At 51.3% G+C, this 21471-nt stretch carries 17 protein-coding genes; 5 read left to right on the top strand and 12 right to left on the bottom strand.

The window, feature by feature from the left end:
- Positions 1-435: 435 nt before the first annotated feature.
- Together ppiC and H511_RS0104060 are read right to left on the bottom strand one after the other, a co-directional pair.
- A complete protein-coding gene (ppiC, locus tag H511_RS0104065; protein WP_027251162.1) occupies positions 436-717 on the bottom strand; it encodes a peptidylprolyl isomerase PpiC in 282 nt (93 codons plus the stop codon).
- Positions 718-821: 104 nt separating this feature from the next.
- A complete protein-coding gene (locus tag H511_RS0104060; protein WP_027251161.1) occupies positions 822-1058 on the bottom strand; it encodes a hypothetical protein in 237 nt (78 codons plus the stop codon).
- Positions 1059-1246: 188 nt separating this feature from the next.
- Between H511_RS0104060 and H511_RS0104055 the strand changes: the two genes are divergently transcribed.
- Positions 1247-2893, top strand: a complete 1647-nt coding sequence (locus H511_RS0104055) for an ABC-ATPase domain-containing protein (protein ID WP_027251160.1) — start codon at positions 1247-1249, stop codon at positions 2891-2893.
- Positions 2894-3156: 263 nt separating this feature from the next.
- The gene (locus H511_RS0104050) at positions 3157-3612 is read left to right on the top strand and encodes a hypothetical protein (protein ID WP_027251159.1); all 456 of its coding nucleotides are present in this window, start codon (positions 3157-3159) and stop codon (positions 3610-3612) included.
- A 146-nt stretch (positions 3613-3758) separates the two neighbouring features.
- On the opposite strand, the gene gabT is transcribed toward H511_RS0104050, so the two are convergent.
- Genes gabT through H511_RS0104010 form a run of 8 tightly spaced genes read right to left on the bottom strand, consistent with a single transcriptional unit; the run spans position 3759 to position 12642 of the window.
- The gene (gene gabT / locus H511_RS0104045; protein ID WP_027251158.1) at positions 3759-5030 is read right to left on the bottom strand and encodes a 4-aminobutyrate--2-oxoglutarate transaminase; all 1272 of its coding nucleotides are present in this window, start codon (positions 5028-5030) and stop codon (positions 3759-3761) included.
- A gap of 12 nt (positions 5031-5042) precedes the next feature.
- Positions 5043-6476, bottom strand: coding sequence for an NAD-dependent succinate-semialdehyde dehydrogenase (locus H511_RS0104040; protein ID WP_027251157.1), 1434 nt, complete (start codon positions 6474-6476; stop codon positions 5043-5045).
- 29 nt (positions 6477-6505) lie between these two features.
- Positions 6506-7609: an agmatine deiminase gene (gene aguA, locus H511_RS0104035; protein WP_027251156.1), complete on the bottom strand. Its 1104-nt coding sequence runs from the start codon at positions 7607-7609 to the stop codon at positions 6506-6508.
- A gap of 30 nt (positions 7610-7639) precedes the next feature.
- Entirely contained in the window at positions 7640-8509 is an 870-nt protein-coding gene (gene aguB / locus H511_RS0104030) for an N-carbamoylputrescine amidase (RefSeq protein WP_027251155.1), read from the bottom strand.
- 22 nt (positions 8510-8531) lie between these two features.
- Positions 8532-9809: an NAD(P)/FAD-dependent oxidoreductase gene (locus H511_RS0104025; protein ID WP_027251154.1), complete on the bottom strand. Its 1278-nt coding sequence runs from the start codon at positions 9807-9809 to the stop codon at positions 8532-8534.
- A gap of 12 nt (positions 9810-9821) precedes the next feature.
- Positions 9822-11309, bottom strand: a complete 1488-nt coding sequence (locus H511_RS0104020; RefSeq protein WP_027251153.1) for an aldehyde dehydrogenase — start codon at positions 11307-11309, stop codon at positions 9822-9824.
- A gap of 24 nt (positions 11310-11333) precedes the next feature.
- Complete coding sequence (puuR, locus tag H511_RS0104015) at positions 11334-11888, bottom strand: HTH-type transcriptional regulator PuuR (protein ID WP_027251152.1); 555 nt, start codon at positions 11886-11888, stop codon at positions 11334-11336.
- Positions 11878-12642 carry a gamma-glutamyl-gamma-aminobutyrate hydrolase family protein gene (locus H511_RS0104010; RefSeq protein ID WP_036758659.1) on the bottom strand — a complete coding sequence of 255 codons (765 nt, stop codon included), beginning with the start codon at positions 12640-12642 and terminating at the stop codon, positions 11878-11880. Before H511_RS0104010 ends, puuR begins: the two co-directional genes overlap by 11 nt.
- Positions 12643-12843: 201 nt before the next feature.
- Between H511_RS0104010 and H511_RS0104005 the strand changes: the two genes are divergently transcribed.
- Both H511_RS0104005 and H511_RS0104000 read left to right on the top strand, forming a co-directional pair.
- A complete protein-coding gene (locus H511_RS0104005) occupies positions 12844-14190 on the top strand; it encodes a glutamine synthetase family protein (RefSeq protein WP_027251150.1) in 1347 nt (448 codons plus the stop codon).
- 26 nt (positions 14191-14216) lie between these two features.
- On the top strand, positions 14217-15692 hold the full coding sequence (locus H511_RS0104000) for a Na+/H+ antiporter NhaC family protein (protein ID WP_027251149.1): 1476 nt from the start codon (positions 14217-14219) through the stop codon (positions 15690-15692).
- A gap of 128 nt (positions 15693-15820) precedes the next feature.
- Here the strand turns inward: H511_RS0104000 and H511_RS0103995 are convergent, their stop codons facing one another.
- Together H511_RS0103995 and H511_RS0103990 are read right to left on the bottom strand one after the other, a co-directional pair.
- The gene (locus H511_RS0103995; protein ID WP_027251148.1) at positions 15821-19000 is read right to left on the bottom strand and encodes an efflux RND transporter permease subunit; all 3180 of its coding nucleotides are present in this window, start codon (positions 18998-19000) and stop codon (positions 15821-15823) included.
- A gap of 2 nt (positions 19001-19002) precedes the next feature.
- Complete coding sequence (locus H511_RS0103990; RefSeq protein ID WP_027251147.1) at positions 19003-20121, bottom strand: efflux RND transporter periplasmic adaptor subunit; 1119 nt, start codon at positions 20119-20121, stop codon at positions 19003-19005.
- Between the two features lie 549 nt (positions 20122-20670).
- Here H511_RS0103990 and H511_RS0103985 point away from each other — a divergent pair.
- The gene (locus H511_RS0103985; protein WP_027251146.1) at positions 20671-21351 is read left to right on the top strand and encodes a DUF4336 domain-containing protein; all 681 of its coding nucleotides are present in this window, start codon (positions 20671-20673) and stop codon (positions 21349-21351) included.
- Positions 21352-21471: the final 120 nt, after the last annotated feature.

Genomic DNA, 21471 nt, shown 5'->3' with positions numbered 1-21471 from the left:
TTTAATGTCGTTGTTGTCGCACTCGCTAACAAGTTAGTGCGGATCGCCTGGGCTGTGATGAACTCACACCGAGCGTTCAACGCCAACAACCTTGCTTGCCAATAAACTCATTAACCCATTTTGCAATGACAATGATGACGATAACGGTCAATCGGCCAGATATGTAACCTGACGGCAAAAATAGCACTTAGATGCATTTACTCTTTTAAGGATTATCTGGCGCAGATATCATCGTGGAGCTGGAATGCGAGAGCTTCCAAGAGAGACTCCGAATACATTAGCGCAAACCACTCCCGTTAAAATTGTAGTTGCAAAAACGGGGCGGACCATACATTTTTGCCTCAAAAGAGTACCTGGCGCGCTGAGTACACTGCGAAGGGATGCTTCAGACTCAAGCGCGACATACAAACGAATTCAAAAGTGCCAATGCACCACTTACGTGCGGTATAAAACCTTAATCACATGATACCCAAACTTGGTCTTCACCGGACCAATCGGTTCCAGCACTTTGCCGGTAAACACGGCTTTATCGAATGCCGGTACCATCATGCCCTTGCGAAATTCGCCCAGATCGCCACCGCGCTTGCCGGATGGACAGGTTGAATATTTCTTTGCCAGCGTCTGAAATTTTGCGCCTTTTTTCAGCTGCTGCAAAATATCATCAGCTTGTTCTTTATGCTTCACCAGAATGTGTAGTGCCGCTGCGGTAGAGGCCATAATACCCGCCTTTATTGTCAGAATCTTGATGGGCGGCAAGTGTGCGACAAATCACATCAACTGGCAAGTTTTCGCTTAATTCTGCGCGCTCAGCAACACCACGATTATGGCCAGAAAATCAGGTTTACCATTCTGAGCACAATCGCCAATATCACGGCGGCCACTCCTGAACGGTAAAACTTGAACTCGATGGCTGTCATGCTGACGCGCTTGTAGAACATCGTCATTACCCCGCCCCAGTTGCGGGTGCGGCGTCCGTATTGCACCATACTGGTCAAGATCAGGATCACACCGCTGAGCAGCAATAGCCATTCGGCCGATTTTGATGCCATTTCCAACATACTGACTCCTTGTATAGCGTGGAAAGTCTCTTTTCTCATCACAGTGACGAAAACCCGGTACGCTAACAATTAGACTAAGGTTTGAATGCCTGATAAGCGGGAGCTGGATCACCGAATAACATGCACATAACTGTGCTTTGGTGTACACTCCTGCCCCCAATGTTTATTGCCAGTGATATCGAGTGACCATGGACTTACTAGAAGCCAGACTCAAAAAAATTGACCGTCGTAATTATCGCAGCTATTCCAGCCTGCGGGGTCAGTACAACTTTGTTGATTACGATTTCTTTATCGATATCCCTCAGTCGGATCCTTTCGCGCCTGCGACACGCGTTCGCGCCCGGCGCCAGTGGTCACTCACGGATCTGGCCTGGCTGAAAGACCAGTCGGCAGACTATCAGCGCGCAGCGCGTGATTTTATCGCCCGTCAGTTTGCGGATCTGGCCAGAGAAGTGAACGAGATTCAGATTGACCGTCCGGGTCAGGCCGTTTTGGACCGCACTGCGGTCGTTTTCGACGACGATGCCATTGAACTGCGTTTTCGTGTCGATCTCCCTGCTGACGGCCGTACCATCATTGCCAAGAAAGCACTCAACCTGCTGACCTTCACGCTGCCGAAAATCATTCGTCGCGCGACGATTGCGCGTGAACTGCCGATGGATGATCTGCGCCGCCATTGTGAAACCGTTGAAGATCAGGTGGCACTGCGCGCGCAACTCAAAGAAAAAAACCTGATTGCCTTCGTGGCCGATCACAGTGTGTTACCACGCCTTGCCGGTAACAGCGAGCAGCCAATGCCTGACGCTGTGCCATTCATCAGCCCGGACAGCCTGGCTGTTGAATTAGACGCACCTCACGCAGGTAAACTGCGTGGTATGGGTATCCCTACCGGCATTACCATGATTGTCGGTGGCGGCTTTCACGGCAAATCGACCCTGCTGAATGCAGTCGAGAATGCAGTGTATGATCATGTCCCGGGTGATGGCCGCGAATATGTGGTTGCCGATGAGACTGCCAGTAAAATTCGCGCCGAAGATGGCCGCTGCGTTCACAGCGTCGATTTATCGCCCTACATCAATAACCTGCCTATGGGTAAAGATACCACCTGCTTTAGCACGCAAAATGCCTCCGGCTCAACGTCGCAGGCAGCCTGGTTGCAGGAGTCGCTGGAAGCCGGTGCCCAGACGCTGTTAATTGATGAAGATACATCCGCGTCGAACTTTATGATCCGTGACGAGCGCATGCAGGCGCTGATTGCGAAAGAAGATGAACCTATCACACCGCTGGTTGATCGTATTGCTTTGCTGCGCAATCACCTGAACGTCTCTGTCATGCTGGTGATGGGCGGCTCAGGGGACTACCTGGATGTCGCTGATACAGTGATCCAGATGCACAACTATGAAGCGGTCGATGTCACCGCGAAAGCGAAAATTGTCGTGCAATCACATCCGACACAGCGCCAGCCGGAAGGCAGTGCTGCCATTGAACAACCGCGTGTTCGCCAGCTGAACCGCTCCGGGCTTCAGGCACAACTGGAAGAAGGTAAATTCCGCATTCAGGTCAAAAACAAGCAAAGTCTGCGTTTTGGCCGTGAGTTCGTGGATCTGCAGGCATTAGAGCAAATTGCCGATGCCAGCCAGCTCCATACTATTGGCTGGTTATGGTGTCAGCTGGCGCAGCTCAAAGGCTGGGAAAAGCAACCCGTGACCGCCTTCCAGAAAATGCTGCAAGATGAATGGTTCCGCACCATGCCAAACTATGGTGATTTAGCCAAACCCCGCGTTGTCGATGTCATGGCCGTATTGAACCGGATGCGAAAAGCCGAATTTAAATAAATCACGTCTTTTCAGACACCACACACTATTTTCATCAGGCATACTCAGGTATGCCTGTTTTTTTAATGCTTAAAGTCATTAACCCATTCTGATCAGCGGTTGTTACTTCAGTTTTTATTGAAGTGAGTCTGAGAAAGTTTTCTGTGAATCCATAAAAGGTGGCTTTTGAGGGAAAGCATAATATTACCCTGAGTGTGTTCATACCGTTTAATCACTAAACCTGCATGAACCACTTTCCGTTCTAAATTCAGTAAGAGTAAATAATGAATAACCAAAACTTAGCTTATATGATTCTCAATGACTCAGCGCGAATTACTCAAGCCATTACAACCGGTGCTGCCTGGGAAATATGGATGCAAGTCGAACTGATTCTTCTTTTTCGCCAGGCAGGGATACAAGCCGCTCGTGAAGTGCCTTATCCGCCGCCCAATGTCAACTGGCGTTTAGATGCACTGGCTCAGGATAATGATGGGAGGTATGCGATTGAACTCAAAGTTGAAAGTGCCAATAACGCTGGTGCCGCGGTTCTCGCCTCGGCTCAGCAGGACATGAATAAAATCGTACATTATCCGGCACCCAATCCCGGTTCAAGATGGGTAGTCGCAATCGGATATAGCGCGAATGCAAGACATGCCCTTCAAGGCTATGCCAATGACCCAAATAACCATTCGATTTATCACGAACAAAACTCGATTGGTGTATTGGTGACCACAGTTTGATGCGTTATATCATTTAAGGAATAATCAAAAATAAACAATGGAACAAGTCATCGTCAATTTGAAAAAATAAAGGGCATACTACTTTGTATGCCCTTTTATTTTTCCATGCAGCCAGCAGGTAATTAAACCAGTGCTTAAACCAATGCTTAAACCAAGGCTGCCAGTGCTTTTTTCACTTTCTCGATGCCTTCTGCAAGGATCTCATCTTCAATCGTCAGGGCAGGCAGAAAGCGGATCACGTTTCCTTTCACACCACAAGACAGCAGAATGACACCTTCTTCCCGCGCCTGAGCCACCAGCGATTTGGTCAGATCAGCCATGGGGGCACCGGACTGAGGATCGACAAACTCGACGGCAATCATCGCGCCCAGATTACGTACCTCGCCAATGACAGGGAAATCAGACTGCAGCGAGCGGAAATGGCTGGTCATCACTTCGCCAATTTTCAGGGCTTTCTCGCACAGCTGCTCTTCATCAATGATCTTCAGCACTTCCAGACCTGCGGCACAACCCAGAGGTGAACCGGCATAAGTGCCACCCAGACCGCCGGGGCCGGCAGCATCCATGATATCGGCTTTACCCACCAGGGCTGAGATTGGGAAACCACCTGCAATCCCTTTTGCCATGGTCATCATATCCGGCTCAATACCTAAGTACTCAGTAGCGAACATTTTGCCGGTACGGGCAAAACCGGTTTGAATTTCATCGGCAATCAGCAGGATACCGTGTTTATCACACAGTTCACGCAGCGCCTGGGCAAACGCAGGCGGCGCCTGGTAAAAGCCCCCTTCGCCCTGAACCGGCTCGAAGATAATGGCGGCAACACGTGACGGTTCAATATCACAGGCGAACAGATCCTCAATCGCCTGCAGACTGTCTTCAATGCTGATGCCGTGGAACGCATTCGGATAAGGGGCATGATAGATTTCGCCCGGGAAGGGACCGAAACCCGCTTTATAAGGTGCCACTTTACCGGTCAGCCCCATGGTCATATTGGTCCGGCCGTGGAATCCGCCTTTAAACGCAATCACGCCGCTGCGTTTGGTGTGCGCTCGGGCAACTTTGATGGCGTTTTCGACCGCTTCCGCACCTGTGGTCAGAAAGACGGCTTTCTTCGCCGTGTTGCCAGGAGCGCGTGCTGTCAGTTGCTCCGCCAGTTCCACAAAGGACGTATACGGGGTCACCATGGCACAGGTATGGGAAAAATTATCCAGCTGCGCTTTGACCGCTTCGACAATACGGGGGTGAGAATGGCCTGTGTTGTTCACCGCGATACCCGAACCAAAATCAATATAGCGATTACCTTCGATATCCCAGATTTCGGCATTCTTTGCAGTTTCTACATACAGAGGATTCAGGTTGCCCATTCCCTGTGCGATCACTTGTTGCTTACGTGCTTGCCATGCTTGATTGCTCATCACTTGCCTTCCTTATGCTTGAATGCCGCCAAAACAGAGGTATTTAATGTCCATGTATTCGTCGATGCCTTGCTTGGCACCCTCACGTCCGATACCGGATTGTTTCACCCCGCCAAACGGGGCCACTTCGGTTGAAATCATGCCTTCGTTGATCCCCACCATGCCGTATTCCAGTGCTTCTGCCACTTTCCAGATCCGGTTGATGTTCTGGCTGTAGAAGTAAGAAGCGAGGCCATAAATGGTGTCGTTGGCCATGTCAATCAGCTCATCATCCGTGCTGAAACGAATCACAGGTGCAATCGGACCAAAAATTTCTTCCTGCACGATATCCATGTCGTGCGTGACATCCGCCAGAATCGTCGGCTGGACAAACAGGCCGTCAAGCTGCTGTCCGCCCGTCACCAGTGTTGCCCCCTGAGCAACGGTGTGATCGGTTAAGTGCATGATCTTCTCTTTGGCCGACGTATCAATCACAGGGCCAATAGTCACGCCGTCATCCAGCCCGTTGCCCACTTTCAGCTTTTCAACTTCAGCTTTGAATTTGGCAACGAAGGCATCGTAAATACCGTCCTGCACGTAGAAACGGTTGGCACACACGCAGGTTTGACCGGCATTGCGGAACTTGGAGGCCACCGCGCCTTTCACAGCCAGATCGATATCGGCATCGTCAAACACGATGAAGGGCGCGTTGCCGCCCAGCTCCATCGACGTGCGCTTGATGCTGTCGGCACATTGTGCCATCAGCAGGCGACCGACACCGGTGGAGCCGGTAAAGGACAACTTACGGATCAGCGGATTGCCGGTGAACACCTTGCCCACCATGCTGGACGAGGCATTCACCACCAATTGAAGCGCATCGCGCGGGATACCGGCCTGATAGCCTAATTCCGCCACTGCATAGGCTGACAAAGGCGTCTGATTGGCAGGTTTGCAGATAAAGGTACAGCCCGCCGCCAGTGCAGGCGCGGCTTTACGGGTGATCATCGCAATCGGGAAGTTCCAGGGAGTGATGGCACAGGCCACACCAATGGGCTGCTTGATCGTCACGATGCGTTTATCTGTGGTCGGACCCGGAATGGAATCGCCATAGGTACGTTTCGCTTCTTCCGAGAACCACTCAATAAAGCTGGCACCGTAGGCCACTTCGCCTTTGGCTTCAGCCAGCGGTTTGCCTTGCTCTAAGGTCATCAGACGGCCGAGATCGTCCTGGTTCTGCATAATCAGATCAAACCAGCGACGCAGGATCACCGCACGCTCTTTAGCGCTGGTTTTCGCCCAGGCCTTTTGCGCGGTATTGGCGCGTTCAATGGCAGAAACAATTTCCGCTTCATTCTGAGTCGGAATATGACACAACACTTCACCGTCAGCCGGATTGGTCACAGCCAGTGAGGTGTCGGATGGCTCGCACACAAAAGCGAGCAAAGTGCGGTTCTTAATTTGCTGCATAATAAAACCTTTTCATTTGACCAGACCTGTCAGCCCTGTTTGCAGGCAAGTGCGTCAGGGATCTGCTGAGTAATACAATGGATATTGCCGCCACCCAGCAGCACTTCCCGGGTCGGTATACCAATAATCTGGTAATCCGGCAGTGCCGCTTGCAGTATATACATGGCTTGCTGATCACTGGCTGAGTCCAGCAAGGGCAAAAATACGTTTTTATTGCACATCAGGAAGTTGGCATAAGAGCCACCCAAACGTTCGCCAGCTTCACGTTTCATGCCGCCCGATGGCTCAATACCGGCCGCTTCCTCTTGTGTTAAATATAGCGGACCCGGGATCGGCAGCTTGTGCACTCTGATGCGCCGGTCTTTGGCATCCGTGCTGTTCTCCAGCACATCCAGTGCCCGGCGGGAAATCGCATACTGCGGATCCTCAGGATCATCACACCAGCTTAATACCACTTCACCCGGCGCAATCACGTGCAGCAGATTATCGACATGGCCATTGGTCTCGTCGTTAAACAAGCCATCCGGCAGCCAGATCACCTTGCTGACTGACAGGTAATCGGCCAGATACGCTTCGATCTCTGTTTTGCTGAGATGCGGATTCCGTCCGGCAGACAACAGACATTCTTCCGTGGTGTACAGGGTGCCTTCGCCGTCAGTGTGAATCGCTCCCCCTTCCAGTACAAAAGGTGCGCGATAGTAATCCAGCCCGAGGTGCTCGCAAATTGTCGCCGCCACCTTATCGTCGTCATTCCAGGGGGCATACAGGCCATCCACCTCTCCGCCCCATGCATTGAACTGCCAGCTGATGCCACGGCGCTCACCCTTGTCGTTCACCACGACTGTCGGGCCGATGTCTCTCATCCAGGCGTCATTGAGCGGCATTTCAACGACGTCAATCGTTTCAGGCAACATAAGCGTTGCCGTCAGGTACTGACTGGGGCTGACAGCCACACAGACCCTGGTATGTTGGCTGATGGCCGTTGCAACCTGAGTAAAAGCGTGCTGCGCTGGCTTCGCATTATCACGCCAGTTATCAGGCCGCTCCGGCCATGCCAGCCAAACCTGTTCCTGCGGCGCAAACTCCGCAGGGAAATAATAGCCGTGCTCTGAAGGGGTGCCCTGTCGTTCCATGGCAGACTTCCTTTCCTTAATCGGTGTGTATTACTTGCCGGTCAGTGAATGAATGCGGCCGTACAGATCCGGGCGACGGTCACGGAACAGGCCCCAGCTGTAGCGGGCTTTGGCTGTCGCTTCCAGATCAATGCTGGCATAAATGATGGTTTCTTCATCACGGCCCGCTTCGGCCAGTTTCTTGCCGGTATGATCGGTAATAAATGATGAGCCATAGAAGGTGGTTTCAATGCCATCGTCGGTTTCCACGCCGGTGCGGTTGGCGGCAATCACAGGGATCAGGTTGGCAGCAGAGTGGCCCTGCATGGTGCGCTGCCAGTGATCGCGTGAGTCCAGCGTCGGATCCTGAGGCTCAGAGCCAATGGCAGTCGGATAGAAAATCGCTTCTGCACCCGCCAGCGCCAGACAACGTGCCAGCTCCGGGAACCACTGATCCCAGCAGATCCCTACCCCAAACTTGCCGAACTGGGTTTGCCAGACTTTGAAGCCGGTATCACCAGGGCTGAAGTAGTATTTCTCGCTGTAACCCGGACCATCTGGAATGTGTGACTTACGGTAGTTGTCCATCACAGTGCCGTCAGCATCGATCATCACCAGAGAGTTAAAAAAGCTGTTGCCTGATCGCTCGAAGTAACTCACCGGAATCACGACATTGAATTCACGCGCCAGCTGGCTCATGTGATCAATTAACGGGCTGTTATCGGTTTCTTCTGCCAGATCGAAATACCTGGCAACCTGTTCTTTACAGAAGTAAGGAGCGGCAAAGAGTTCCTGCAGCACCACAACGTTCGCGCCATTGTCGGCAGCTTCTTTCACCGCCTGGCTGATCTTTTTCAGGTTATTATCGATATCCCACGACATCGAAAGCTGCACTGAAGCAAAAGTCACTGTCTTTGACATTGTTCTCTTCCTTTTCCGATCCTTAGATAGCGAGCTTGTCGCGTAAGTTGTAGTAAGCGGCCCCAAGCGCCGTAAACGGCACCTGGAAATGGCGTCCGCCCGGGAAGGCGTAATGACGCAGAGACGCAAATGCATCAAAACGCTCAGCATGTCCGGTCAGCGCTTCAGCCAGCAGTTTGCCGGCAAGATGCGTACAGGTAATGCCATGGCCGCTGTATCCTTGCAGGTAGTAAATGTTGTCAGCAAAACTGCCAAATTGCGGCATACGTGAATAGGTCAGCAGGAAGTTACCGGTCCAGGCAAAATCCAGTTTCACGCCTTTTAGCTGAGGGAAGACTTTCTCCATCTTCGGACGGATCAGTTTCTCTACGTTGGCCGGATCACGTGCGCCGTACACCACACCGCCGCCAAACAGCATCCGGTTGTCACCGGTAATGCGGAAGTAATCCAGCAGGTAGTTGCAGTCTTCTACGCAGTAACGTTGCGGCAGCAGCTCATCGCACAGTGCATCTGACAGTGGTTCTGTCGTCACCACCTGTGTGCCGCATGGAATGGCTTTATTGCTGATGTTTGGCGCCAGGCCACCCAGATAAGCATTGCCGGCCAGTACCATATATTGCGCTTTGACCGAGCCCTGGCTGGTGTGAGCAACAGGTTTGGTGCCTTTTTCAATCCGGGTAACGGCTGACTGTTCAAAAATCTGTCCGCCCATCTGAATAATGGCTTCGGCTTCGCCCAGCGCCAGGTTCAGTGAATGAATATGGCCGCCACGCATGTCCAGCAAACCGCCTTCGTAAACGTCAGTGCCCACCATAGTTTGCAGCTCAGCTTTATCGAGCAGTGTCAGCTCTTTATTGCCGTAGCGCTCCCAGTTGGCTTTATGGTGTTTCAGCCCTTCAAACTGTTTGTTGTTCACCGCAGTAAACAGGCCACCCTGGCGGTGATCACAGTCAATGTTAAACTCTTCAATCAGGCCGCGAATAATGTCGCCACCTTCAAAAATCATGCTGCACAGTGCGTCTGAGGTCTTTTTGTCATAACGCTTCTCGATGACATCAACATCGCGGCTGTAGCTGTTAACGATTTGGCCGCCGTTACGGCCCGTCGCGCCAAAGCCCACTTTGGCACTTTCGAGGACCACCACTTTAAAGCCTTTTTTCGCCAGGTGCAGCGCCGATGACAGACCGCTGAAACCCGCCCCCACGATACACACATCGCACTCGATGTTATCGGTCAGGGTTGGAAACTCTCGCGTATAGTTCGCCGTAGCGGCGTAGAAAGAACCGGTATGATTAATCACAGTAAACTCCTTTTAGTACGACTCAAGACGAAGCCAAGTGGTTTTCACCTCTGTGAACTTCTCCAGGGCATGCAGTGATTTATCCCGACCATTGCCGCTTTGTTTAAAGCCGCCAAACGGAACTGTCATGTCACCTTCGTTGTAGTTATTAATCCAGACCGAGCCTGCCTGAAGCTGACGGGCGACCCGGTGCGCACGGTCCAGATCGGACGTCCATAGCGCGGCACCCAGCCCGTAGGGGGAATCGTTGGCGATCGCAATCGCTTCTTCTTCTGTGCTGAACGGGATCACGCACAACACAGGACCAAAAATTTCTTCACGGGCAACAGCCATGTCATTGCTGACATCACCTAACACCACGGGGGCAACAAAGGCGCCTTGCCCTGCAACATCACCGCCGCACAGCACTTTGGCACCGGCCGCTTGTCCTTTGGCGACATAGTCCAGCACTTTGGCTTTGTGCTCCTGATCGATCAGTGCGCCCATCGACGAAGCAGGATCGAGCGGATCTTTCGGGGTAAAGGCGTTTGATGCCGCAATGACTTTGGCGACAAACGCATCTTTGATGCTTTCATGTACCAGCAACCGGGTTGCCGCCACGCATACTTCGCCCTGGTTATAGAAACAGCCCGCTGCGGTTTCCGCCGCTGCTTTATCCAGATTCTTGTAATCGGCGAACACGATATTGGCATTTTTACCGCCCGCTTCGGCCCAGACACGCTTCATATTGGATTCACCCGAACACACCATCAGTTGGCGGGCTACCCGGGTTGAACCGGTGAAGGTTATACAATCCACATCTTCATGGCGCGCTAGGGCATCGCCTACTTCATGGCCGAATCCCGGCAATACCTGGAACACGCCATCAGGAATACCGGCTTGTTTGGCCAGTTTGCCAAGATGAATGGCGGTTAACGGTGATTTTTCAGAGGGCTTGAGAATCACGCTGTTTCCGGCCGCCAGTGCTGGCCCTAATTTCCAGCACGCGAGCCAGAGCGGAAAGTTCCAGGGCACTATGGCAGCAACGACGCCAATGGGCTGATGCGTGATATAGGCATGCACATTGACTTCAGTGGGCGCCACTTCGCCATAGGTTTTATCAATTGCTTCGGCGTACCAGCGAATAGCCGCGGCAGCGCCGGGAATATCAGTACTGAAACTGTGACTGATAGGTTTACCGGTATCCAGGGTTTCCAGCAGGGCCAGGGTTTCCCGATCCTGATCGATCAGGTCGGCGAACGCCAGTAACACCGCTTTTCTCTGTGCCGGACTCTGATCCTGCCAGTCTCCGCGGTTAAAGGCACTTCTGGCCATCTCAACAGCAATTGCTGCATCCTTTGCGTCACAGCGGGCAACATCAGCAAGATGCTCGTCTGTCGCCGGGTTGATCACCGCAAAGGTGTTACCACTCTGGGCATGCTGGTACTCACCGTGAATGAATGCCCTGGCTTCAATGTCTATCTGCTGTTTTAGTGCTGTCCATTGCTGTTGAGTGTTCATACGCCTTCCTTTTGGGTGTGGACGTCAGAAACTTGCCGGGGTATGTGCGCTGACAATCCGGCAAAGTTTGTCCGTTCTGTTGGTAAACTTGTGAGGAATACTGGTATCAAACAGGTAACTTTCGCCTTCGCCGATGACATAGGTTTTGTCACCCAGCGCCAGTTCTATTTCACCTTCCAGTACCGTTCCGCTTTCCTCACCTTCGTGTTTAATGCTAATCAGTCCTGTGCTCGAATGAGGCTGATATACCTCAATCAGAAAGCCCATTTGCCTGTCTTTGCGACCGTCGCAGACCAGTTTCATTGAGACCTGTTCGTTGCCCATTTCAATCAGCTGATCAGGTTTAATCACCACCGGACGCTCATCAAATGCCTGATCTTGTGTAAAAAACTCAGACAAGGACATATCGAACACTTTCACTATCTTGTGTAATGAACTGACCGACGGACTCACCTTGCTGTTCTCGATTGATGAGATAGCGCTGTGGGTAATGTCAGCTTTTTCTGCCAGTTCACGCTGAGACAATTTGTATTCTTTTCTTAGCTGTGCGATTTTTTTACCAATTGAGTCAGTTTCCATCATGGAGGCTCCTTCGTTTTGAAGCCGATATCATAAACTGATCAAACAAAATTCGTGAAAAATGGTTTTCAGTCGCTTGCCATTCTGGGTGCCACTGCACACCAATAAAGAATGGATGCGCCTGTAAACTAAAGGCTTCAATCAAACCATCCGGTGCAACCGCTTCCACAGTAAGACCCGGCGCCAATTGATTCACACCCTGGCCGTGCAGAGAGTTCACTTCAATGTTGTCCAGTGGCGCCAGCCAGTCGGCAAAGGTGCCGTTGTCAGAAATATTTACCGGATGAGCCGGTGAATACTTGATGATCATGTCATTGAGCGGGCTTTCCCTGTGGTCGTTAAAGCCTTCCACTTCATGCACTTTCGGGTGCAATGATCCGCCAAGCGCAACATTCATCTCCTGAAATCCGCGGCAGATACCGAGAATCGGCACGTTCTCTTTGATACAGGTGTCTATCAGTGCAAATGACAAGGCATCACGGCCTTCATCTTTTTTCGGTTCATCATGTTCTGCACCGTAACGGGCCGGCGCAACGTTTGAATGACTGCCGGTCAGCAGCACACCGTCGACCAATCCAATCAGTTGCTTAATTTCCTCAGCCGTAGAGCCCGACGGAAACAGAACCGGGTTGGCACCAAACTGCTTGATCGCATGGAGATAGAACTCATTAACACTTTGAATGCCATAGCCTTCCAGTGATTTTTTGCAGCATACAACGCCAATTACCGGTCCAGCTTTTGTTGAGTTCATCATGGTCTCTCCTGCCATCAGTGTTCGATTTATTGAACAAACCTAGCTTAGAGCACTAAGGGAAATCAACCTGCAATTTACAAAAATGTTACTAAAATTTGATCAACGTTCGATATTTCGAACATTCTGAACACAATTATTGCCATTTGGCGTTCATCTGTTAAATATAAGTTACAGGATGTATCCACACGAGGTGTTTCGTGAATGAACGGATTTAAAGAAGAAGTTAAAAATTTTAAACAAAAGTGGCCCGAGATCAGGTTCGTTGATTTGCTCTTTACCGACATCAACGCCACCCCGAGAGGCAAACGTATTCCAGTCGAAGCGGTTGAAAAAATTGAGAAAGGCGTTTACTTACCTCTCTCTACTATCTCGCTGAGCATTGAAGGGAATGTGGTTGAAGAAGCGGGACTCGGCGAGGCACTGGGTGAACCAGACCATATCTGTTACCCGGTACCGGGCACACTGACCACCACCTTTAATCCTGAAGTCGGCCAGGTCATGCTGACCATGATGGATGAGTCGGGCAGCCAGCCGACAGACCTTTGCATACGCTCTGTTCTGGTGAACCTGCTTGAGCAGCTTCACCGGCGCGAACAGTTCCCGGTTGTCGCCATTGAGCTTGAGTTTTATCTGCTGGATAAAAACCGCGGGGTTAAGGGCGCTATCCAGCCGCCTCTCAACCCCATCCACCATGACAGAGAGTACCGTTCAGACGTGTACAACGTAGAGAATCTTGATGATTATTCCGCGTTTTTACGTGATCTCAATGACGCTGCGGTTGCACAGGGACTCAATACCTCTGGCGCACTGTCGGAATCGGCACCAGGCCAGTTCGAGATCAATTTTAACCACCAGCAAGATGTTGTTAATGCCTGCGATCAGGTCATTCTGGCGAAGCGGTTGATTCGCCAGGTTGCTCAGGCCCATGATTTCGATGTCACTTTCATGGCCAAACCTTATGCTGACGAAGCCGGTAACGGCAAACACATGCATCTGAGCGTGGTAGATAAAGACGGCAGAAACCTGTTTTCCGATCAGGAAGGCGAAGCCAGCCCCTTCTATTACCAAACGCTGGCCGCCATGCTGGCCATGATGCCGGATTCCATGGCACTGCTTTGCCCGAACGTGAATTCATACCGCCGCTTCTCGGCTTCTATGTACACACCCACCCATGCCAACTGGGGAGAAAACCACCGCGGGGTTGCACTCAGAATCCCAATGAGTGACAGCCACAACCGCCGTATTGAACATCGTATCGCTGGAGCAGATGTCAACCCGTATGTGCTTGCTTCAGTACTCTTGGCTGGCTTGCTTGCCAGCGAACGTTTTACTTTTGAGCAATGCCCGCCACAACTGGCCGACAATGCGGTAGAGTTACCTCTTCGCATGCCGGACGCACTAATAAAGCTTGCATCAAGCGAGCTAATGTCGATGTACCTACCGCAATCATTTATCTCGCTTTATCTAGCATGCAAGCAACGTGAACTGGCGGATTTTGAAAAAGCCGTCACGCCACTGGAAATTGAGTGGATGCTTCATTCAGCGTAACTGAAAGATAGGAAAGGAATTCTTGTATGACAGTGAAAACACCTGCATTAGATGCGCCGCAGAAGCCAAATGCGAAGAGCATGTCGGTTATTCTGGCAATTGCCGGGATCATCGGGACTTTTGCCATTATTGGTAACACCCATGAAACAGGGACGCCCTATGGCTGGTACAGTTTGTTACCGACCATTTTCGTTCTGGCCGTGGCGTTGTTAACTCACCGAACCGTCGAGGCCCTGTTCAGTGGCGCTATCGTCGGCCTGATCATGATAGATCCTCAGCAGATCGTCGGAAATGTCGTCGATGTGTCGATGACAGTGATGATGGATGAAACCATAGCCTGGCTGATTCTGGTCTGCGGCTTAATGGGCGGATTGATCACCATACTGGAAAAAGGCGGCAGTATCCTGAGTTTCAGTGAAGCTCTGGTCACTAAAGTCAAAAGCAAACGCCAGTCAATGGTGCTGACCTTCGTGCTGGGTATTCTGGTCTTCATTGATGACTACCTGAATGCGATTGCGATTTCATCATCGATGAAGCGCATTACAGACAGCTACAAAATCTCTCGTGAGAAACTGGCTTATCTGGTCGACTCCACCGCCGCACCGGTGTGTATCCTGCTGCCTATTTCCACCTGGGCCATTTTCTTCAGCTCGCTGCTGGAAGATAACGACATTGCCGCATCCGGCAAAGGGATCAGTGCCTATATTGATGCGATTCCTTATATGGCCTACGGCTGGGTAACACTGCTGGTTGTGTTCCTGGTAGCCACTGGAAAAATCCCTGATCTGGGTGCGATGAAAGCGGCAGAGAAACGAGCCCAGAATGGCCAGGTGCAGCCTGACGGTGGCGTTGACGTTGCACTGGGTGAAGATGTGAAAGCACATCCAAACTCAACCATTGGTGTGCTGAACTTTGCCCTGCCAATGATAGTGCTGGTTGCCGCAAGCTGGTATTTCGATATTGATTTGCTGGCCGGCGTCTTCGTTGCCATGATTTTCACCATGTTCCTGTACGGCGTACAACGTCTGATGCCGGTGAACACCATGTTTGAGGCTGTCTATGACGGTATCAAAATCATGATGCTGCCTCTGGCAACCGTCATCGCCGGTTTCATGCTGAAAAACGTCAATGACCAGCTGGGCCTGACACAGTACGTAATCGAAACTGTTTCGCCTTACCTGTCGGCACAGATGTTCCCTGCAATCATCTTCCTTGTGATGGCCGCGCTGGTCTTTGCGACCGCCTCATCCTGGGGATTGTTTGCGGTCGCCATGCCGATTGTATTCCCGCTGGGTGCGCACCTGGGTGTGCCGGTCTCTATCACTATCGGCGCCCTGTTGTCAGCATCGGCGGCCGGCAGTCACTCATGCTTCTTCAGTGACTCCACGGTACTGTCTGCACAAGGCAGTGGCTGTACCGCTATGCAGCACGCCCTGACCCAAATCCCTTATGCACTGATTGGTATTGTTGCAACCGCAGTGTTCTTTCTGGTTATCGCCTGATAACTATGCACGCCTGAAAACCATGCAACACCCTAGCCCAAGAAAAACCGCCACCCTGAAAAAGGTGGCGGTTCTTTTTTATGGTTGTGGTCGGTGTGAATCAGACCAATACAGAACAGGCCGGATCTTTAACTGACTTTTTCCAGCGATTTCACTTCTTCATCGTCATCCATTAATGCTTCATCAATCAGATGCGGGGAGCTTTTGCTGCGTGCTTTCTGTTCCTTACGCTGCTGACGATGAGCACCGAGCGCCAGCATACAAGGGGTTATCACCAGCGTCAGCACCGTTGCGAAGGCCAGCCCTCCCGCCACCGCTGTGGCAAGTTGTGCCCACATTTGCGTGGACGGAGCGCCAAATTCCACTTTGCGCTGTATCAGATCCACATTCACCATCAGTACCATTGGCATCAAGCCTAAAATGGTAGTGACTGTGGTCATCATGACAGGGCGCAAGCGCTGGGCACCGGTGCGAAGAATCGCCTCAATCGGCTCCATGCCCTGGTTTCTGAGGACGTTATAGGTATCAATCAGGACGATATTGTTATTCACGACTATCCCGGCCAGCGAGATGATCCCAATCCCGGACATCACTATGCCGAACGGCTGATTGAATACCAGCATCCCAAGCAGGACACCGACCGTTGAGAACAAGACGGCAGTCAGGATCAGAAAAGCCTGATAGAAAGAGTTAAACTGAGTGACCAGAATAATCGCCATCACTGCCATTGCAATCAGGAAGGCTTTACTCAGGAAAGCCGACGCTTTCTCCTGCTCTTCGTTTTCCCCCCGGAGGGTAATCTGAACCCTGGGATCCAGCCCCAGCTCAGGCAAACGCGCCATGACTTCAGGAATGACTTTACTCAGATTGTAACCGGGAGCCATGTCAGCCGTTACCGACAGCGCCTGACGGCCATCCACTTTCTTGATGGTATCCAGCTTATTGGCGGCCTCTAAGGTACTGAAGTTACTGAGCGGAATCTGCCCCTGCGCTGTTTTCAGACGCAGCTCTTCAAGGCGGGTAATATGTCGGTACTGTTCCGGAAACCGCACACGGATATCCATTTCATCATCAACGTCATCAGCCCGGTATTCGCCGAGCGTTAACCCTGTGGTGACAAACTGGACATTATTGCCGACCAGGGTGGCATCTGCGCCAAACCGCGCGGCATCAGCCCTATCAACGTTTATCTGCCATTCGATACCCGGTTTAGGGCCGGTATCATCAATGTTGGTAAAGGCAGGGTTGGATTCCAGTTCCTTACGGACTTTCGCGACTGAGTCTTTCAGCAGGGCAGGAAAGCGTGAGCTGATTTGCAGGTTGACATCTTTATCACCGGTTGGTGGGCCAGCCTGATCCTGCCGCACTTCAATTTCCAGCCCGGCAAGCCCGGCGGTGCGCTGCTTAATCTCTTCAATCGTTTCCGCCGCCGGACGCCTGTCTTGCCAGTCGATCAGGTTAACCCTGAGCATACCAATCCGGTCATCGCCTCCCGAGCGCGCATACAGGGTTTCTACCTCAGGTAAATTCAATAGCTGGCGTTCCACCTCCTGAATCAGATGATCTTTCTCTTCAATGGATAAATCGCCCTGAGACCGAATCACGATATTAAACCCTTCCGGCTCCACCTCAGGGAAAAATTCCGTCCCGTTACCGGCTTTGCCGTACAACAGGATAACCGCCAGTGAGAACGCCAGCGCGCCGAATAACACCTTCCATGGCCGCTTGACCGCCGCTTTCAGTACCCGGACATAATTACCGGTGAAACCTGGCAGGTGCTCAATATCGCCCTCTTCGGCTTCAATCAGTTGCTGACGCTTTTCAGCAGAGATGGGGCGCGGCTTACCAAACAAGCCACCTAATGTCGGCACAAATATCAATGCCATCGCCAAAGAGGCGACTAAGGTCATGATCAGCGTCAATGGCAGGAATTTCATGAACTCGCCCATGATACCCGGCCAGAAGAGTAACGGGCCAAAAGCGGCCAGTGTTGTAGCCGTGGAAGCAATGATCGGCCAGGCCATACGCTTCGAGGCTTTTTTATAAGCTTCATAGCGTGGCGTACCTTCACTCATTTCACGGTCAGCGTATTCAGTAACCACTATGGCGCCGTCAACCAGCATGCCAACAGCCATGATCAGGGCAAATAACACCACCATGTTGACCGTATAGCCCAGCACCGCCAATGCCAGTATCCCGGTGAGAAACGAGCCGGGAATGGCAATCCCCACCAGCAAGGCCGTACGCGCACCAAGAATAGCGATAATCACAATGACCACCAGCAAAATGGCAGACAGCACGTTATTTTGCAGGTCGTTCAACATAGTTTTGACATGTTTTGACTGATCGCCCGTGTAATCCACCGCTATGGTTGGCGGCCAGAATTCGCGCTCTTTTTCAATCAGTGCTTTCACGCCTTCGACCGTCTGGATGATATTTTCACCAGGCCGCTTTTTGACTTCCAGCGATACCGCAGGTTTACCGTTCACCCGGGCATAAGACTCGGCATCCTGAAACGTCCGGCGAACGGTAGCGACATCACCAAAGGTAATCACTTTATCGCCAGAGACCTTAACCGGCATTTCCATGACGTCTTTAATATTGTCGAAGACAGAAGGCAGCTTGATCGGGAAACGCCCCTGCCCGCTGTCGAGTGTCCCTGCCGCCACCAGCCGGTTATTACGGGATATCAGGTTATAAATATCTTGCTGATCAAGGTCGTAGCTTTCCATCAGCAGCGGGTCAACCAGAATCTCAATCATGTCTTCCCGATCACCACCGATATCGACTTCCAGCACTTCGCGCATGCTTTCCAGCTTATCTTTAAGATCACGCGCGATGGTAATCAGTGCCCTCTCTGGCGCAGTGCCCGACAACATAACTGTGATAGCCGGGTTTTCAGAAGCCATGGTGACTTCATTCACCGTCGGCTCGTCTGTGCCGTCCGGCAATTTCGCCTTAGCCAGACTCACTTTCTCGCGCACATCCGCTAAGGCACTGTTGGTATCGGCCCCGGCAACAAATTCCAGTAACACCGAACCATGACCTTCACTGGCAGTTGAGGTCATTTCTTTCACGCCATCTATGCCACGTAATTCCTTCTCCATGGGCCGCAGCAACAAGCGTTCAGCATCTTCCGGTGAAATACCGCTATGGGTAATCGAGACATAAATAAAGGGAATGGTAATATCCGGTTCCGCTTCTTTAGGAATGCTCTGGTAACTCATGTACCCGGCAACCAAAAGAAGCAGCAGAATAAGGACAACGGTACGGGTACGATGCAATGCGGCATCTATCATCCCAAGCATTCTCAGTTCTCCATCCTGATAGCTTCAACACGATCACCCGGCCGGACGAAACCCTGACCAACGGTGATCACATCCACCATGCCTGAAAATCCACCCAGCCAGGTACCGTCACCATCACTTTTCACGACGCGCACCGGCGTAAAGACCACGTGATCTTTCTCTACGGTTTTAACGCCGAGATTCCCGACCTCATCCAGAGCCAGTACGGCAGGGGTGACTTTAATGGCTTCCGTTTCTTCAATCGGTACCACCAGCTCAGCGCTGGTCCCTGCCAGCAAATTCAGTTGATCATTGTCGAAAGCGACCTCAATACGGAACGTATTCGTGGTTTCATTGGCCACTTTCGAAAGATAGCGAACCTTACCTGTGACAGCATGATTTCCTACCAGTCTTGCCTCCGCTTCCTGACCCAAACGAATGTGCTGAATATCCGTTTCGGTAACATCAGCCCGGACAATCAGCGGATCGATATCTGCAATATTGCCAACCGGATCGCCCACCTGAACATAATCGCCCACTTCTACCATCCGCTCATTCAGGATACCGCTCAGTGGTGCCCGGATGGTGGTTTTCTCCAGCTTCAGCGTCAGGGTCGCTATGGTCGTCTGCGCATCAACAAGATCGGCTTCGGTTTGAGCTAACAGAACACGCCCCTGAAAGCCTTTTTCATTCAGTCGCTTCGCACCGTCGTATTCAATCTGCCGCTGTTTGAGCACGGCTTTTGCCCGCTTTAACTGCTCCGGCCAGTCATCCTGAGCCAGACGGGCAATGATTTGTCCTTCTTTCACTAACGAGCCACGCTGCGCAATCACCTCAACTACTCGCCCAGCCACTTCGGCTTTGACTGTCGCCTGGCGGCTGGGCTCTGTCTTACCGTATAAGGTCAAACTACGAAATACAGGCTCGGCTGCGAAGGTGGTGATTCTGACTTTAGGTACCGGCGCCTTATCCTGAGTCTGAACTGACACACTGTTTTCATTATCCGACAACTGCATTGCGGTGTTGTCTTCCTGAGACTGACCACCAGACAGCATCCAGCCAAGAATCAGAACGGTAATACCAATGGCATAGATATAAGGCCTGGCCGCCAACCACCGTAACACGGTGTGTAGTCCTCTCATCATATTCTCCTTTTTTATGACGAAACGTCACCAAACGCTACCACTCAAGTCTAATGCAATTTTTCTGGATTCATTTTGTTATTGGCCCATAAAATGAAACTGCAACTGTGAGCTTTCACATTTAAAAGTAACGAATAATTCACGCTGAATTCTACTTATGTGTGTGTGAGATAAAAAGCAGAGCTTACTTGTTTCAACTGTATTGTTCTGAATATGTTAACTCTGATGAAAAACGGGATTATTAACCTGTCTGCATTTAATGAATTCACCTATTTGCAATATACCTTATTCATAGTCGGTACACGCATATAGCAAATCACATACCAAAAAATATTTACGCTATAATTCAATCATCTACAGAAAACCCAAACTCAGAGCATGGCGAAAACAACCAATATCTGGCGAATTGTTTACTTTTTTATTCACGCGGTTATGCAATTCGCTACATCGGCTGGGGTTTCATTTATCTGCTGTTAACTCTATATATAAGCAGACTTTTCTCTGGTACACTCCGCCGAAAATACAGGTGGTGCTTTAAGGAATAAAGCGATGATCGAATGGAGTAAAGATCGGATCTGGTATCAGGACATGCCGTGGAAACGTTATGGCGTGCCTGTTGGCTGCCGCATGACAGTGATACGGCTCAAAAACGATAATCTCCTTATTCATTCCCCGGTTCAGCTCACTACTGGCATTCAGCTGCAGTTAGCTAAACTCGGCCGTGTCACAGCCATAGTGACCCCTAACCTCAATCATCATCTCTTTTTGTCCGAGTGGTGGCTCGCCTACTCCCAGGCGACCTTTTTTGCCCCTCCGGGACTTCAGCTCAAGCGCACCGATCTGGTCTTTGATGATGCGCTGGGTGCCGAAACGCCTGCGCTGTGGCGAGGACAATTATTGCAGACGCTATTAAGAGGCAGCGATCGTGTTGAAGAAGTGGTGTTCTGCGATCCCGAATCACAAACCCTGATCCTTGGCGATGCCATGGCCTGGCTGCGAAACAGTCACAACCCGGCCACCGTGGCCTTAGCCTTAGCCAATGGCTGCTATTTTCATCCGGCGATGCCACTCTACTGGCGTCATAGCTTCCACAACAAAACCCGGTTACGCCAGTCCTTGCAGGAAATTCTGACCTGGCCATTTGACAAAATCCTGTTTGCCCACGGACAAGTGATACCCGAGAACGGCAAACATATCTTTTCTCAGGCTTTTCGCTGGGCACTGGCCTAGAACAATAACGCGTTCAGTTGCAATAAAGCTGTCAGCTTTTCACTCCACTATGAACCATGATAAGTGTATACCTAAACTACTTGATGATGCAGGTAGGCGGCAAGTGAATGAATCCCCATG

The organism is Photobacterium halotolerans DSM 18316 (assembly GCF_000425165.1).
Lineage (GTDB): Bacteria > Pseudomonadota > Gammaproteobacteria > Enterobacterales > Vibrionaceae > Photobacterium > Photobacterium halotolerans.
The sequence above is the reverse complement of the archived record's forward strand: the minus strand, read 5'-3'. Positions and strand labels throughout refer to the sequence as shown.